12 protein-coding genes and 1 tRNA gene are annotated in these 14,088 nt (G+C 67.6%); 10 read left to right on the top strand and 3 right to left on the bottom strand.

All coding sequences use genetic code 11. The features are described from left to right. Window positions 1-75: 75 nt before the first annotated feature. Window positions 76-1,176 (bottom strand): fatty acid desaturase family protein, encoded by a 1,101-nt coding sequence (locus tag CTB96_RS15960; RefSeq protein ID WP_110127793.1) that lies wholly within the window; start codon window positions 1,174-1,176, stop codon window positions 76-78. Between the two features lie 190 nt (window positions 1,177-1,366). Beyond that, window positions 1,367-3,028 (bottom strand): dolichyl-phosphate-mannose--protein mannosyltransferase, encoded by a 1,662-nt coding sequence (locus tag CTB96_RS15955; RefSeq protein WP_219993269.1) that lies wholly within the window; start codon window positions 3,026-3,028, stop codon window positions 1,367-1,369. 52 nt (window positions 3,029-3,080) lie between these two features. On the opposite strand from CTB96_RS15955, the gene rsmI reads away from it, so the two are divergent. The 9 genes from rsmI to CTB96_RS15910 all read left to right on the top strand — a co-directional run bounded on the left by rsmI (window position 3,081) and on the right by CTB96_RS15910 (window position 13,330). After that, window positions 3,081-3,956 carry a 16S rRNA (cytidine(1402)-2'-O)-methyltransferase gene (rsmI, locus tag CTB96_RS15950; protein WP_110127791.1) on the top strand — a complete coding sequence of 292 codons (876 nt, stop codon included), beginning with the start codon at window positions 3,081-3,083 and terminating at the stop codon, window positions 3,954-3,956. A 77-nt stretch (window positions 3,957-4,033) separates the two neighbouring features. Next, entirely contained in the window at window positions 4,034-5,596 is a 1,563-nt protein-coding gene (gene metG / locus CTB96_RS15945) for a methionine--tRNA ligase (protein ID WP_110127790.1), read from the top strand. Further along, window positions 5,589-6,545, top strand: a complete 957-nt coding sequence (locus tag CTB96_RS15940; protein WP_427846493.1) for a TatD family hydrolase — start codon at window positions 5,589-5,591, stop codon at window positions 6,543-6,545. The genes metG and CTB96_RS15940 overlap by 8 nt, the downstream gene beginning before the upstream one ends. 13 nt (window positions 6,546-6,558) lie before the next feature. Then, the gene (gene rsmA / locus CTB96_RS15935; protein WP_110127788.1) at window positions 6,559-7,425 is read left to right on the top strand and encodes a 16S rRNA (adenine(1518)-N(6)/adenine(1519)-N(6))-dimethyltransferase RsmA; all 867 of its coding nucleotides are present in this window, start codon (window positions 6,559-6,561) and stop codon (window positions 7,423-7,425) included. Between the two features lie 9 nt (window positions 7,426-7,434). Beyond that, a complete protein-coding gene (locus tag CTB96_RS15930; protein WP_110127787.1) occupies window positions 7,435-8,370 on the top strand; it encodes a 4-(cytidine 5'-diphospho)-2-C-methyl-D-erythritol kinase in 936 nt (311 codons plus the stop codon). 199 nt (window positions 8,371-8,569) lie between these two features. After that, window positions 8,570-10,375, top strand: coding sequence for an ABC-F family ATP-binding cassette domain-containing protein (locus CTB96_RS15925; RefSeq protein ID WP_110127786.1), 1,806 nt, complete (start codon window positions 8,570-8,572; stop codon window positions 10,373-10,375). Between the two features lie 282 nt (window positions 10,376-10,657). Further along, window positions 10,658-11,554: a MetQ/NlpA family ABC transporter substrate-binding protein gene (locus CTB96_RS15920; protein WP_110128537.1), complete on the top strand. Its 897-nt coding sequence runs from the start codon at window positions 10,658-10,660 to the stop codon at window positions 11,552-11,554. A gap of 73 nt (window positions 11,555-11,627) precedes the next feature. Next, window positions 11,628-12,668 (top strand): methionine ABC transporter ATP-binding protein, encoded by a 1,041-nt coding sequence (locus CTB96_RS15915; protein WP_110127785.1) that lies wholly within the window; start codon window positions 11,628-11,630, stop codon window positions 12,666-12,668. Further along, a complete protein-coding gene (locus CTB96_RS15910; protein WP_110127784.1) occupies window positions 12,668-13,330 on the top strand; it encodes a methionine ABC transporter permease in 663 nt (220 codons plus the stop codon). Before CTB96_RS15915 ends, CTB96_RS15910 begins: the two co-directional genes overlap by 1 nt. A gap of 72 nt (window positions 13,331-13,402) precedes the next feature. Here CTB96_RS15910 and CTB96_RS15905 read toward each other — a convergent pair whose 3' ends face one another. Beyond that, entirely contained in the window at window positions 13,403-13,894 is a 492-nt protein-coding gene (locus CTB96_RS15905) for a MarR family winged helix-turn-helix transcriptional regulator (RefSeq protein ID WP_110127783.1), read from the bottom strand. A 102-nt stretch (window positions 13,895-13,996) separates the two neighbouring features. On the opposite strand from CTB96_RS15905, the gene CTB96_RS15900 reads away from it, so the two are divergent. Beyond that, window positions 13,997-14,068, top strand: a tRNA-Gln gene (locus CTB96_RS15900). Window positions 14,069-14,088 lie beyond the last annotated feature (20 nt).

Genomic DNA, 14,088 nt, shown 5'->3' with positions numbered 1-14,088 from the left:
TACGGCTCGCGAGCCGTGAGAAAAGCCCCAAGAATCTCGGATTCTTGGGGCTTAGCTCACAGTTCGCGGGGCGGGCTAGCGGTGGTGGAAGCGCTGCACCATCGGGCAGTCGAACGGGTCGCGGGCGGCTAGGCCCACCTTGTTGAGGTAGGCGATCACGATGCCGTAGGACTCGAACAGACCGGTCTCGGTGTAGAGGATCTTGTTCGACTCGCAGTATTCCTTGGTGATCTCCTGCGCCTTCTTGAGGTGCGGGCGGGCCATGTTCGGGAACAGGTGGTGCTCGACCTGGTAGTTCAGGCCGCCCATGAAGGTGTCCATGAAGGTGCCGCCGCGGATGTTGCGCGAGGTGAGCACCTGGCGACGCAGGAAGTCGACCTTGCTCTCGTGCGGAAGCTGGGGCATGCCCTTGTGGTTCGGGGCGAAGGAGGCGCCCATGTAGACGCCGAACACGGCCATCTGCACGCCGATGAAGGCGAACGCCATGCCGAGCGGCAGGAAGTAGAAGATCACGGCGAAGTAGACCGCGATGCGGGTGGTGAGCATGGTGATCTCGAGCCAGCGCTTGTCGACCTTGCCCTTGCCGAACACGGTCTTGAAACCGTGGATGTGCAGGTTGAGGCCTTCGAGCGTGAGGAGCGGGAAGAAGAGGTAGCCCTGCTTGCGCGTGATGAAGGAGGTGAGCCAGTTGACCTCTGACGCATCCTTCTCGTTGAAGCGGATCACGTCGGGCTCGATGTCGGGGTCTTTGCCCACGACGTTCGGGTTTGCGTGGTGGCGGCTGTGCTTGGTCATCCACCAGGCGTAGCTGATGCCCACGAAGAGATTGGCGAGGACCCGGCCGGCCCGGTCGTTCGCCGGTCCGGATTCGAAGACCTGGCGGTGCGAGGCCTCGTGCGCCAGGAACGCGAACTGGGTGAGGATGATGCCAAGCACGCCGGCGATGATCAGCTGGTACCAGGAGTCGCCCAGCAGCACGAAGCCGACGCCGAGGCCGACGGTGATGAGGACCAGCGCGGCGAAGACGCCCCAGTAGAAGCCCGTGCGGCGGCCGAGCAGACCGAGGTTCCGCACCGTATGCAGCAGAGCGGAGTACTCGGTGGTGGGGTTCTTGGAGTCGCCACCCTTGCGAGTGCGGACAATACGCACCGTGGGTGCGGCAGATGCTTCCGACATTAGGCCTTTGGTTTGTATCTGGACTTCTCAGTCGGTAATAGAGCAAACACTCGTCAAGCAGATACCGGATATCCTACGGGTCGCACCCCTGAAATCGGCCCGAATTCACACGCAGTTAACAGGGGATGTATTCCAATTTCGGCATACGTCGGAAGATATGCAGAGGGTGCAATGCATGCGGATGTGCCGATCAGCGCCAGCTGGGCAGCCAGATGTGCAGTTGCCAGAAGGCGAACGGCACCTGGGAGCCGGTCCAAAGCGGGTAGAAGAAGGCACTCACCACCGTGGCCAGTACCAGGAAGACCAGCACGATGACGCTGCCAACGGTGGTGTCCCGGTCGGTGACCGTGCCGGCCGTGACCGTGCCAGCCGGAACCGTGCCCGCTGTCGCGGCGTCGGCATCCGGGCCGTAGGGCAGCACCGGGGGAGTACGAACGACGGGCCGCGCACCGACCGTGCCGACTCCCAGCAGCAGGCCGATCGCCAGGGTGAGACCGAGCAGCAGGTAGGGCTCGAACGCGATCGTGTAGAACTGGAACACCGTGCGGTTCAGGTACATCAGCCAAGGCAGGTAGCCGGCGACCATGCCCATCAGGATCAGGCCCACCCGCCACTCCCGGTATCGCGCCAACCGGTAGACCAGGTAGAGGATCGCGGCGCTGCCCGCCCACCAGATCAGCGGGTTGGCGATGCCGGTGATCGCCTCCGAGCACGTGCCGTAGCCGCAGCCGTTCTGGCCCAGTTCGCTGCCCTGGTAGTACATGCTCGTCGGCCGGGTCATGAACAACCATGTCAGCGGGTTGGCCTGGTACGGATGCGGCGTGACGAGGCCCACATGGTAGGAGTACGCGGCCGTCTGGTAGTGCCAGAAACTCTGCACCGCGTGCGGCACCCAGGCGAAGGCGCCCGTCCACGCCTGACCGGCCTGGTCGGCGTAGTCGCGGTAGTAGCCGCCGCGGGTGACGAACCAGCCGGTCCAGGAGAGCAGGAAGGTGAGCACGGCGACGGGCACCATCAGCAGGAAGGTGACCGGGCCCTGCTTGAGGATCGCGCCGCTGATCCAGAACGGCAGCCCGGCGCGGCGTCGGGCGAGGGCATCCACCACCACCAGATAGATGCCGAACGCGGCGAGGAAGTAGGCGCCGGACCACTTCACCGAACAGGCCAGCCCGAAGGCGAGGCCGGCGGCGAACACCCACGGCCGCCACCAGAGCGCCGGGCCCCAGGTAGGTTCGACCTCGTTGTCACGGCGCTCATTCAGCCACGCCGCGAGCCGCACCCGGTGGTGGTCCCGGTCCATCAGCACGGCACCGAAGCCGAGCAGGGCGAAGAACATCACGTAGTTGTCGAGCAGCGCCACCCGGCTCATCACGATGGCGTTGCCGTCGATGGCGAACAGGAAACCGCCGATGGAGGCCAACAGGAGCGAGCCGAACAGCTTGCGGATGATGAGCATCAGCAGCACGACGGCGACCACGCCGATCAGCGCGGTGACGACCCGCCAGGCGAACGGGTTGTCGGCGCCGAAGACCGCCATGCCGAGCGCGATCAGCCACTTGCCCAGCGGAGGGTGCACCACGAACGACGCTCCGGTGCCGAAGATGTTGCTCTGCCCGGCGGCGAAGAGAGCGTCGGCGCCCTCCGGCCAGGTCGACTCGTAGCCGTTGTTGTACAGGCTCCAGGCATCCTTCACATAGAAGGTCTCGTCGAAGACGAGGGTGCCGGGGTGCCCGAGGTTCCAGAGCCGCAGAACGGCGGCCAGAAGCACGACCAGTGCGGGGCCGATGAGTCGGAGCCACCGGTTGGTCAGCAGGGCGGGCCAACGCTGGGTGGCACGGCGGGTGAGGAGCACCTGACCATCGTAGTGAGCCGCTGTGGAGGAGCGGTGATGCGAGACTGGGACCATGATCATTCTGGCTGCCACTCCCATCGGAAACCTCGGGGATGCCTCGACTCGGCTGGTGGAGGCGCTCACCACGAGTACGGTCATCGCGGCCGAGGACACTCGGGTGACCGTGCACCTGCTCAAGGCGCTGGGCATCGAGAACCGGCCACGCCTGATCGCCCTGCACGACCACAATGAGCGCGGCAAGGCCGCCGAACTGGTGGAGCTGGCCCGCGACACCGACCTGCTGGTGCTCAGCGACGCGGGCATGCCCACGGTCTCCGACCCCGGCTTCCACCTGGTGGACGCCGCCGTCGCCGCCGGGGTCGTCGTCACCGCTATTCCCGGCCCGTCGGCCGTGCTCACCGCCCTGGCCGTGTCCGGCCTGCCCACCGACAGGTTCACCTTCGAGGGGTTCCTGCCCCGCAAGCACGGCGAGCGGATGCACGCCCTGCGTGAGGTGGCCGCCGAACGCCGCACCATGGTCTTCTTCGAGTCGCCCAACCGGTTGGCCGCGTCGCTGACCGACCTGGCCGAGGTGCTCGGCGCCGACCGCCGGGTGGTGGTGTGCCGCGAGCTGACCAAGTTCTATGAAGAGGTCAAGCGCGGCACCGCGGCCGAACTTGCCGAGTGGGCCGCCGCCGGGGTGCGCGGCGAGATTTGCATCGTGGTCGCCGGAGCCACGCCCCAGGTGCTCGACCTGGCCACCGGGGTCGACGAGGTGCTCAAGCTGGTCGCGGCCGGAGCGAGGCTCAAGGACGCCGCCGCGGATGTCTCCGCCGCCTCCGGCCTGGGCAAGCGGGATCTCTATGAAGCCGCGCTCACCGGTAAGTCGGCCGGCACCGGGGCGACCCGTACCAAGGCCACTCCGCAGCCGGAATTGCCGCTGCTCTAGACCGCATCCTGCCGCCGGAAGAGGCCGCGCGGCGTAACAGGGTCGGACGTTCGGGCAGGTCCCCATAAGATGTGAGCATGTCCGACGGCTCTTCTTTCTACATCACCACGCCTATTTTCTATGTGAATGATGTCCCGCACATCGGGCACGCCTACACGGAGGTGGCCGCGGATGTCCTTGCCCGCTGGCACCGCCAGCGGGGGGAGGACACCTGGCTGCTCACCGGCACCGACGAGCACGGCCAGAAGATCCTGCGCACCGCCACCGCGAACGGCGTCACCCCCAAGCAGTGGGCCGACCGTCTGGTCGAGACCGCGTGGAAGCCGTTGCTGGCGACCGTCGACATCCGTAATGACGACTTCATCCGCACCACCGACGAGCGCCACGAGGTGAACGCGCAGAAGTTCCTGCAGCACCTCTTCGACGCCGGGCACATCTACACCGGTGAGTACGAGGGCTTCTACTGTGTGGGCTGTGAGGAGTACAAGCAGCCCAGCGACCTCGTCGACGGCACCGGCGAGTACGCCGGCCAGCAGGTCTGCGCCATCCACTCGATCCCGGTCGAACTGCTGCACGAGAAGAACTACTTCTTCCGCATGAGCACCTTCACCGACCAGCTGCTGGCGATGTACGAGGCCAACCCCACCTTCATCCAGCCCGAATCGGCTCGCAACGAGGTCATCTCGTTCGTCAAGCAGGGCCTCTCCGACCTCTCCATCTCCCGGTCGAGCTTCGACTGGGGTATCAAGGTGCCCTGGGACGACAGCCACGTGGTCTACGTCTGGTTCGACGCGCTGCTCAACTACATCACCGCGGCCGGCTACGGCCAGGACGACGAGAAGTTCAGCCGGCTCTGGCCCGCCACGCACATCGTCGGCAAGGACATCCTGCGTTTCCACGCCGTGATCTGGCCCGCCATGCTGCTCGCCGCCGGCCTGCCGGTTCCCACCCAGGTGTTCGGTCACGGCTGGCTGCTGGTGGGCGGCGAGAAGATGAGCAAGTCCAAGCTCACCGGCATCGCCCCGAACCAGATCACCGACACCTTCGGCTCCGACACCTTCCGGTACTACTTCATGCGCGCCATCAGCTTCGGACAGGACGGCTCGTTCTCCTGGGAGGACCTCTCGGCCCGCTACCAGTCCGAGCTCGCGAACGGTTTCGGCAACCTCGCCTCCCGCGTCATCGCCATGGTGGTGCGCTACTGCGACGGGGAGATCCCGGCCGGCGGCGCACCGACCGACGCGGATGCGGCCATCCGCGCCACCGAGATCCGGGTCACCGAAGCCGCCGGCGAGGCCATTAACCGGCTCGCCCTGCACGAGGCACTGGCCTCGGTCTGGGAACTCGTCGACGAACTGAACGGGTACATCACCGCGCAGGAACCGTGGGCGCTGGCCAAGAACCCCGACGACCGCGAACGCCTGGAGACCGTGCTGCACACCGTGGTGCGCGGACTCGGCACGCTCGCCGTGCTGCTCTCCCCGGTGACCCCGCAGGCCACCGCGACGCTGTGGACCGCCCTCGGCGGCACCGGCTCGGTGCAGGACGCGCGCATCGACCGGGCCTGGGAATGGACCGGTGGCACGCATGTCTCCCCGCTCACCGCCCTGTTCCCGCGCATCGAGGCCACGGTTGGCTAACCTGCCACCCGACAGCACCCACATCCGGGCCCGCGAGGCGGGAACCGGACGCGATCTGGTCTACCCGCCCGCTCCCGTGCCCCTGGTCGTCGGCGTGTACGACAACCACACCCACCTCGAAATCTCGGACGGCATCACCCCGCTTTCCGTGGCCGAACAGCTCGACCTGGCCTCCAGCGTGGGCGTGCGTGGCGTGATCCAGGTGGGCACGGATGTCGCCACCTCCCGCTGGTCGGCCGAGCTGGCCGCCCGTGAGCCGCGGATGCTCGCTGCCGTCGCCATCCACCCCAATGACGCGCCAGAGCTCGAAGCGGCCGGCACCCTCGACGAGGGGCTGGCCGTGATCGACGAGCTCGCCGCCCGCCCCCGGGTGGTCGCCGTCGGCGAGACCGGACTGGACTTCTTCCGCACGGGCCCCGAGGGACGCGCGGCGCAGTTCAGGTCGTTCGAGGCGCACATCGAGATCGCGAAACGGCACGGCCTGGCGCTGCAGATCCACGACCGCGACGCCCACGACGAGGTCGTCGAGACCCTGTTGCGGGTGGGAGCCCCCGAACGCACCGTCTTCCACTGCTTCTCCGGCGGCGCCGACCTGGCCCGGCTCTGCGCCGAGCACGGTTGGTACATGTCGTTCGCCGGCCCGGTGAGCTTCAAGAACGCCGCCAGCCTGCGCGAAGCGCTCGACGTGGCGCCGCGTGCGCTGCTGCTGGTGGAAACCGACGCGCCGTACCTCACCCCGACCCCGCACCGGGGCCGCCCCAATGCCCCCTACCTGTTGCCGCACACGCTGCGCGCCATGGCCGACCACCTGCAGACCGACGTCTCGGTGCTCGCCGCCCAGATCACCTCGAACACCGAACTCGTCTACGGCCGGTGGGACGCGGAACCCGTGTCCCTTTCCGAGAGCCACCGTGGCCCAGACACCCGCCCCTCCGGAGGCCTCGCATGACCGAGTACAGCAAATGACCGAGCACGCCAAGGACACCCCGGCGCCCACGCTGCTCGGGCCCGCCGAGATCCGCGACCTGGCCGAGATGCTCGGGGTGAACCCCACCAAGAAGCTCGGCCAGAACTTCGTCATCGACGGCAACACCGTGCGGCGCATCGTCAAGGTCGCCGCCGTGCAGCCCGGCGAGACCGTCGTCGAGGTCGGGCCTGGTCTCGGCTCGCTCACCCTGGGCATCCTCGAAGTGGGCGCTGAGGTCGTGGCCGTCGAAATCGACGACCGCCTCGCCGAACAACTCCCGCTGACCGTGCGGCTCATGCAACCGGCCGCCAAGCTCACGGTCATCCGCGCGGATGCGTTGAAGATCGCCGAGCTCCCCGGCGACCCCACCCGGCTGGTGGCGAACCTGCCCTACAACGTGTCGGTGCCCGTGCTGCTGCACCTGCTCGAACACTTCGCCTCCATCCGCGCCGGCGTTGTGATGGTGCAGGCCGAGGTGGGCGAGCGCCTCGCCGCCCTGCCGGGATCGAAGATCTACGGCAGCCCCAGCGTCAAGGCCGCCTGGTACGGGCATTTCCGCACCGCGGGCAAGGTGAGCCGGCAGGTGTTCTGGCCGGTGCCGAATGTGGACTCGATCCTGATTGCCTTCGAACGGCGCGCCGAGCCGCTCGAATCCGAGGAACTCCGTCTGGCCACTTTCGCGCTGGTCGACGGAGCATTCCAGCAGCGTCGCAAGATGCTGCGCCAGTCGCTGTCCACGGTGCTCGGCGACTCCGCGCAGGCCACTGTCGTGCTCCAGTCCGCCGGGATCGACCCCACCGAACGCGGTGAGCAGCTCACCGTGCACGACTTCCTGGCGATTGCCCGGGCCTGGCTGGCCTAGGTTAGAAACATGACCCACACGGCGACCTCACCGGTTGTGCATGCGCGAGCACCGGGCAAGATCAACGTCTTCCTCAAAGTGGGCGCCGTGATGGACGACGGATACCACGACCTGGCCACCGCGTTCCAGGCCGTCTCCCTCTACGAAGACGTGCGAGCCCGCGCAGCGGACGACTTCCGGGTGGAGTTCACCGGATCTGTCGATTCCTCCGGTCTCGCCGTCGACGGCAGCAACCTCGCCATCAAGGCCGCCAGGGCTCTGGCCCGGGCCACCGGCTATCGCGGTGGAGTGCACCTCACGATCGACAAGAACGTGCCCATCGCCGGCGGCATGGGCGGCGGGTCGGCGGATGCCGCGGCCACGCTGCTCGCCTGCGACGCGCTCTGGGGAACGGAACTGAGCAAGGAGGAGCTGCTGAAGATCGCGGCCACCCTCGGTGCCGACGTTCCCTTCGCGTTCACCGGCGGAACCGCCATCGGCACCGGCCGCGGCGACCAGCTCAGCCCCGCCCTGGCCAAGGGCACGTTCCACTGGGTGCTCGCCCTGGCCGAATTCGGCATGTCGACCCCGTCGGTCTATAGCGAACTCGACCGGCACCGCACCCGCCATGCCCAGGACATCTTTCCCGCCCAGACCCAGCCCACCGTGGATGCCGACGTGTTGCAGGCCCTGCGCGCCGGCGACCCGGCGATGCTCGCGGACACCATGCACAACGACCTGCAGGCGCCGGCCCTCCAGCTGGCCCCTGGGCTCGGCCGGGTGCTCGAACTCGGCGAGGCGAACGGCGCCCTGGCCGGAATCCTCTCCGGCTCCGGACCCACCGTGGCGTTCCTCGTGCCCGACGTCGACAGCGGCCTCGAGCTGCAGGTGGCGCTGAGCGCCGCCCGCCTGCACGTGGTGCGCGCCACCGGCCCGGTGCACGGCGCCCGCATCCTCACCTCCTAGCCGCCCGGGCCCCGCCCGCCCCGCCCCGGCCCCGCGCCCGCCCGACCCGGATGCCGATTCGCGGGTCAGGCGCCGGTGCGCAGGATGCGCGCCACCCGCGAAGCGGCGCCGTACCCGCGTCGCTCCGAGAGGGGCGCCCGGGCAGGGCCTGGGGGAGCGCGGTTCCGGCTCTCAGCTGTGACGGCTAGGCTCGAACCCTATGGCACATTTGCTCGGGGCCGAGTCCCTGCACCTTGAATTTCCCACCCGCGTCATCTTCGACAGCGTCACCGCCGGACTGAACGAGGGTGACCGCATTGGCATCGTCGGCCGTAACGGCGACGGCAAGTCCACCCTCCTGCGCCTGCTCGCCGGCCGCATGGAGCCCGATTCCGGCCGGGTGACCCGCCGACGTGGCGTCACCATCGGCGTGCTCGACCAGTCCGACGACCTCGTCAACGGCCAGACCGTTGGGCACACCATCGTCGGCGGCATCGACGAGCACGTCTGGGCCGGCGACGCGAAGGTCCGCGACGTGATCGCGGGACTCGTGCGCGACATCCCCTGGGACACCCTCGTCGACGACCTCTCCGGTGGCCAGCGCCGCCGGGTGGCCCTCGCCCAGGTGCTCATCGGCGACCACGACGTGGTCTTCCTCGATGAGCCCACCAACCACCTCGACGTGGAAGGCATCGCCTGGCTGGCCGGGCACCTCAAGAACCGGTGGGCACAGAACTCCGGCGGCCTGGTGGTCGTCACCCACGACCGGTGGTTCCTCGACGAGGTCTGCAACATGACCTGGGAGGTGCACGACCGCCTGATCGAACCGTTCGAGGGTGGCTACGCCGCCTACATCCTGCAGCGCGTCGAGCGCGACCGGATGAGCGCCGTGATGGAGGGCAAGCGCCAGAACCTGATGAAGAAGGAACTGGCGTGGCTGCGCCGCGGCGCCCCGGCCCGCACCGCCAAGCCCAAGTTCCGCATCGACGCCGCCAACGAACTGATCGAGAACGAGCCGCCGCCCCGCGACACCGTGTCGATGCAGTCGATGGCCATGCAGCGCCTCGGCAAGGATGTCGTCGACCTGGTCGACGTCTCCGTCAGCTTCGGCGAGAAGACCGTGCTCAACAACATCACCTGGCTGATCGCGCCGGGCGAGCGCACGGGCATCCTGGGTGTCAACGGCGCCGGCAAGTCGACCCTGCTCAACCTGGTCGCCGGCACCCTCGCCCCCGACACCGGCAAGGTCAAGCGCGGCAAGACCATCAAGGTGGCCGTGCTGACCCAGCAGCTGTTCGAACTCGACGACATCCGCAACGACCGGGTGAGCGACGTCATCGCCCGCCAGCGCACCTCGTACATGGCCGGCGGCAAGGAGATCACCCCCGGCCAGATGCTCGAGCGCATGGGGTTCATGAGCGCCCAGCTCTCCACCCAGGTCAAGGACCTCTCCGGTGGCCAGAAGCGCCGCCTGCAGTTGCTGCTGATCGTGCTGGACGAGCCGAACGTGCTCATCCTCGACGAGCCCACCAACGACCTGGACACCGACATGCTCGCGGCCATGGAAGACCTGCTCGACTCCTTCCCCGGCACGCTGCTCGTGGTCTCGCACGACCGGTACCTGATCGAGCGCGTGACCGACAACCAGTACGCGGTGTCAGAGGGCGGCTTCCACCACCTGCCCGGCGGCGTCGACCAGTACCTCGAACTGCGCAAGCGCCAGGTCGCCGGCGGCTCCTTCACGGCGGATGCGGCCTCGCCGACGTCGGCCACCGTCAAGGGCTCCGGCAAGCCGGCCCTCGGCGGCGCTGAGCTGCGCAACGCGCAGAAGGAACTCGCCTCGATCGACCGCAAGGTGGCCAAGCAGCAGGCCAAGATCAAGGAACTGCACAACACCCTCGCGGCGCACGACCAGAGCGACTACGCGGGTCTGGGCAAGCTCACCGCCGAGGTCTCCGCGGCTGAGGATGCCGTGGCCGGCTTCGAAACCCGGTGGGTGGAACTTTCGGTGCTGCTCGAAAAGTGAGTCAGCTGTTTCACCGGTGAACACGCGTTCATCCGACCCGCCGCTCAGTTCGCAGATTCTGTGACTGGGCGGCGGTTCTCGCATTTCCTGTGACGTTCTGTGTCCGCACGGCTGACGCGCCGCGTTAACTGCGGCTACCGTAGGAGAGTGCCACGCGATGCAGCGGCGCAGACCCCCACCTGTTGTGACCCGTGGATACGTTGCGCCTGAAACATTTGTGCCGGGTGGCGCACTTCGCTTGCACCGAAGTACACATACAGCAAACACAACGTGGAGATCATCATGACGCGCACCCTCACATCCAAGAAGAACCTCTGGGCGGCCCTGGCCGTCGTTCCGATCGTTGCCCTACTTGCCGGCTGCGCCGGGGGAGCCGGAGACGCCGAAGACGAGACCGTGAAGATCGGCGTCGTCGGGGCCAGCGACCCGTACTGGGCCGAGTACACCGCCGCGGCTGCCGAAGAGGGCATCACCGTCGAGGTCGTCGACTTCGCCGAGTACACCCAGCCCAACCCGGCCCTCACCAACGGTGACATCGACATCAACCAGTTCCAGCACCTGGTCTACCTCGCCGACTACAACGTCTCCTCCGGCGAAGACCTCACGCCCATCGGCGCCACCGCGATCTACCCGCTCGGCCTCTACTCCACCAAAGTCACCGACCTGGCCGACCTGAAGAAGGGCGACACCGTCGCCATTCCGAACGACGCCAGCAACCTGGCCCGCGCCCTGCTCGTGCTGCAGAGCGCCGACCTGGTCGTGCTCAAGGACGGCGGCTCGATCTTCACCACCCTCGACGACGTCGACACCGACAAGTCCAAGGTCACCGTCACCGCGCTCGAGGCCTCGCTCACCGCGACCTCCCTGCCCGACGTTGACGCCGCGGTCATCAACAACGACTTCGTCGAGAAGGCCGGACTCAAGTTCGAAGACGCCCTGACCAAGGACGACGCCTCCGACGAATCCGCCCTGCCGTACGTGAACGTGTTCGCGGTGCGCGCAGAGGACAAGGACAACAAGACCTACGCCAAGCTCGTCGACATCTTCCAGAACACCAAGGCCGTCACCGACGGTGTGCTCGAGGTCTCCGGCGGATCGGCCGTGCTCGCGACCACGCCGCCGGCAGACCTGCAGGCCGCCCTCGCCACCGTCGAGGAAGACACCGCAGCACAGAAGTAAGCAGCACCGCACGGCCGGTCGGAACGCACCTCGCGTTCCGACCGGCTTTCCCCGTTTCAACCGAAGGATCTGCATGTCCGCACCCACCCCCCTCGTCGAGCTGAGAAACGTCAGCAAGGTGTACCCGGCAACCGTCAAGGGCGCACCGGATGTCACCGCCATCGACGACGTCAGCCTCACCATCGACGCCGGCGACGTGTACGGCATTATCGGCTACTCCGGTGCGGGCAAGAGCACCCTGGTGCGCCTGGTCAACGTGCTCGAGCGTTCCACCGCCGGTGAGATCTTCATCGACGGCCGCGACGTGGCCCGCCTGCCCGAGCGCGAACTGCGACCCGTGCGGCTGGGCATCGGCATGATCTTCCAGCAGTTCAACCTGCTGAACTCCCGCACCGTCGCGCGGAACGTGGCCTACCCACTTGAGGTCGCCGGCCGCGACAAGCCCGGCCGTGCCACCCGCGTAGCCGAGATGCTCGACTTCGTCGGTCTGGCCGACAAGGCCGGCGCCTACCCCGACCAGCTCTCCGGCGGCCAGAAGCAGCGCGTGGGCATCGCCCGCGCCCTGGCGACCTCACCCGCGATCCTGCTGGCCGATGAGGCCACCAGCGCGCTGGACCCCGAGACCACCCACGAGGTCCTCGACCTGCTGGGCAGGGTCAACAAGGAGTTCGGCGTCACCATCATCGTCATCACCCACGAGATGGATGTCATCCAGACGCTCGCGACCAAGGTGGCCGTGATGGACCAGGGCCGGGTGATCGAACGCGGCGATGTCTTCGACGTGTTCTCCAACCCGCAGCAGGCGGCATCCGCCAAGTTCGTCTCGACCGTGGTCAAGGGCGTGCCGTCGGCACCCGAACTAGCGGTGCTGCGCGCCAGGCACCGCGGCCGCATCGTCACCCTCGGCTTCCGCGACGACAGCGTCGATCAGTCCCAGGTGTTCGGCGACCTGTCCCGCGACGGGGTCGCGTTCCAGGTCGTCTACGGCGGCATCAACGAAATCCAGGGCCGCCCCTTCGGCCACCTCACCCTCGCGCTGACCGGAGAGGACGCGACCATCGACGCCGCGCTCGACCGGGTACGTGCGTTCACGACCGTCACCGAGGTGCGCTGATGTTCGACTCTCTCATCGACCTGCTGCCCGAGTTCTGGAAGGCCGCCTTCGAGACTCTCTACATCGTGGGCCTCACCCTGTTCTTCGGCGGACTCGGCGGCCTGATCGTCGGGCTGGGCCTCTACCTCACCCGGGCCGGCAGCATCCTCGCCAACCGGGGCGTGTTCGGGGTTCTGAACGTGCTCGTCAACACCATTCGGCCCATCCCGTTCATCATCTTCCTGGCGGCCGTGCAACCCCTCACCCGCGCTGTGGTGGGCACCGGTATCGGCAACAACGCGATGATCTTCACCATCGCCCTGGCGGCGATGTTCGCGATGGCGCGCATCGTGGAGCAGAATCTGCTCACGGTGACACCCGGCGTGATCGAAGCGGCGCGCAGCGTGGGCGCTGGGCCCGTGCGGATCATCTTCACGGTGCTGCTGCCCGAGGCGCTCGGCCCGCTGATCCTGGGCTTCACGTTCATCTTCGTGGCGCTGGTGGACATGTCGGCCGTGGCCGGGTACGTCGGCGGTGGCGGCCTGGGCGCGTTCGCGCTGCTCTACGGCTGGCGCCAATTCGACCCGGTCGTCACCTGGGCGGCGGTGCTGCTGATCATCGTCTTTGTGCAGCTCGTCCAGTTCCTCGGCAACTGGCTCGCCCGCAAGGCCCTGCGCCGCTGACCCGCGAACCGTGAGTAAAGCCCCAGAAGTCGCGGATTTTGGGTGCTCAGGTCACAGCTCGCGAGGGGGAAGTCAGTCGAAGTCCAGGCTGAGCTTGCGCAGCAGCGCGGCGAGGTGTTCCTGGTCGGCCACGGGCAGGCTCTCCAGCAGGGCGGCCTCGGCGTCGACCAGACGGGTGATGGCGGCATCCACCCGGGTGAGGCCGCCGGCGGTCATGCCCACGAAGATGCCGCGGCCGTCGTTGGGGTCGGTGCGCCGGGTGACCAGGCCGCGTTCCACCAGCCGGTCGATGCGATTGGTCATGGTGCCGCTGGAGACCAGGGTCTGCTGCAACAACAGCTTCGGGCTCAGTTCGTAGGGTGCGCCGGCGCGACGAAGGGCAGACAACACGTCGAATTCCCAGGAGTCCAGCTCAGACCGGGAGAATGCCGTGCGCCTTGCGCGGTCGAGATGCTTGCTCAGCCGGGCCACGCGGGAGAACACCTGCAGTGGCGCGAAGTCCAGGTCGGGACGCTCGCGCAGCCAGGCATCAACGATCCGGTCGACTTCGTCATTCGCAGGCATCCCTCCATTATCCGGTTTCCGGCCCGGCGTTTGCGCGGGCGACGCAGGAAGGCTGCGCATCTGGCAGACTTGTGTGCGTTGCCCGGCCCCGAGCCGGAGCAATCCGCCGTGGTGTAATGGCAGCACGACAGCCTTTGGAGCTGTTAGGTCTAGGTTCGAGTCCTGGCGGCGGAGCGTGCACAGTGCTCGCAGTT

It is taken from the genome of Cryobacterium arcticum (genome assembly GCF_003185895.1).
GTDB lineage: Bacteria > Actinomycetota > Actinomycetes > Actinomycetales > Microbacteriaceae > Cryobacterium > Cryobacterium arcticum.
Note: the sequence above shows the minus strand (reverse complement) of the source record. Positions and strands in the feature narration are given on the sequence as shown.

Excerpts from the sequence above, each read along its gene's own strand:
- CTB96_RS15960 (WP_110127793.1), bottom strand. The coding sequence starts at position 1,176 with ATGTCGGAAGCATCTGCCGCACCCACGGTGCGTATTGTCCGCACTCGC.
- rsmI (WP_110127791.1), top strand. The coding sequence starts at position 3,081 with ATGATCATTCTGGCTGCCACTCCCATCGGAAACCTCGGGGATGCCTCG.
- metG (WP_110127790.1), top strand. The coding sequence starts at position 4,034 with ATGTCCGACGGCTCTTCTTTCTACATCACCACGCCTATTTTCTATGTG.
- rsmA (WP_110127788.1), top strand. The coding sequence starts at position 6,559 with ATGACCGAGCACGCCAAGGACACCCCGGCGCCCACGCTGCTCGGGCCC.
- CTB96_RS15930 (WP_110127787.1), top strand. The coding sequence starts at position 7,435 with ATGACCCACACGGCGACCTCACCGGTTGTGCATGCGCGAGCACCGGGC.
- CTB96_RS15925 (WP_110127786.1), top strand. The coding sequence starts at position 8,570 with ATGGCACATTTGCTCGGGGCCGAGTCCCTGCACCTTGAATTTCCCACC.
- CTB96_RS15920 (WP_110128537.1), top strand. The coding sequence starts at position 10,658 with ATGACGCGCACCCTCACATCCAAGAAGAACCTCTGGGCGGCCCTGGCC.
- CTB96_RS15915 (WP_110127785.1), top strand. The coding sequence starts at position 11,628 with ATGTCCGCACCCACCCCCCTCGTCGAGCTGAGAAACGTCAGCAAGGTG.
- CTB96_RS15910 (WP_110127784.1), top strand. The coding sequence starts at position 12,668 with ATGTTCGACTCTCTCATCGACCTGCTGCCCGAGTTCTGGAAGGCCGCC.
- CTB96_RS15905 (WP_110127783.1), bottom strand. The coding sequence starts at position 13,894 with ATGCCTGCGAATGACGAAGTCGACCGGATCGTTGATGCCTGGCTGCGC.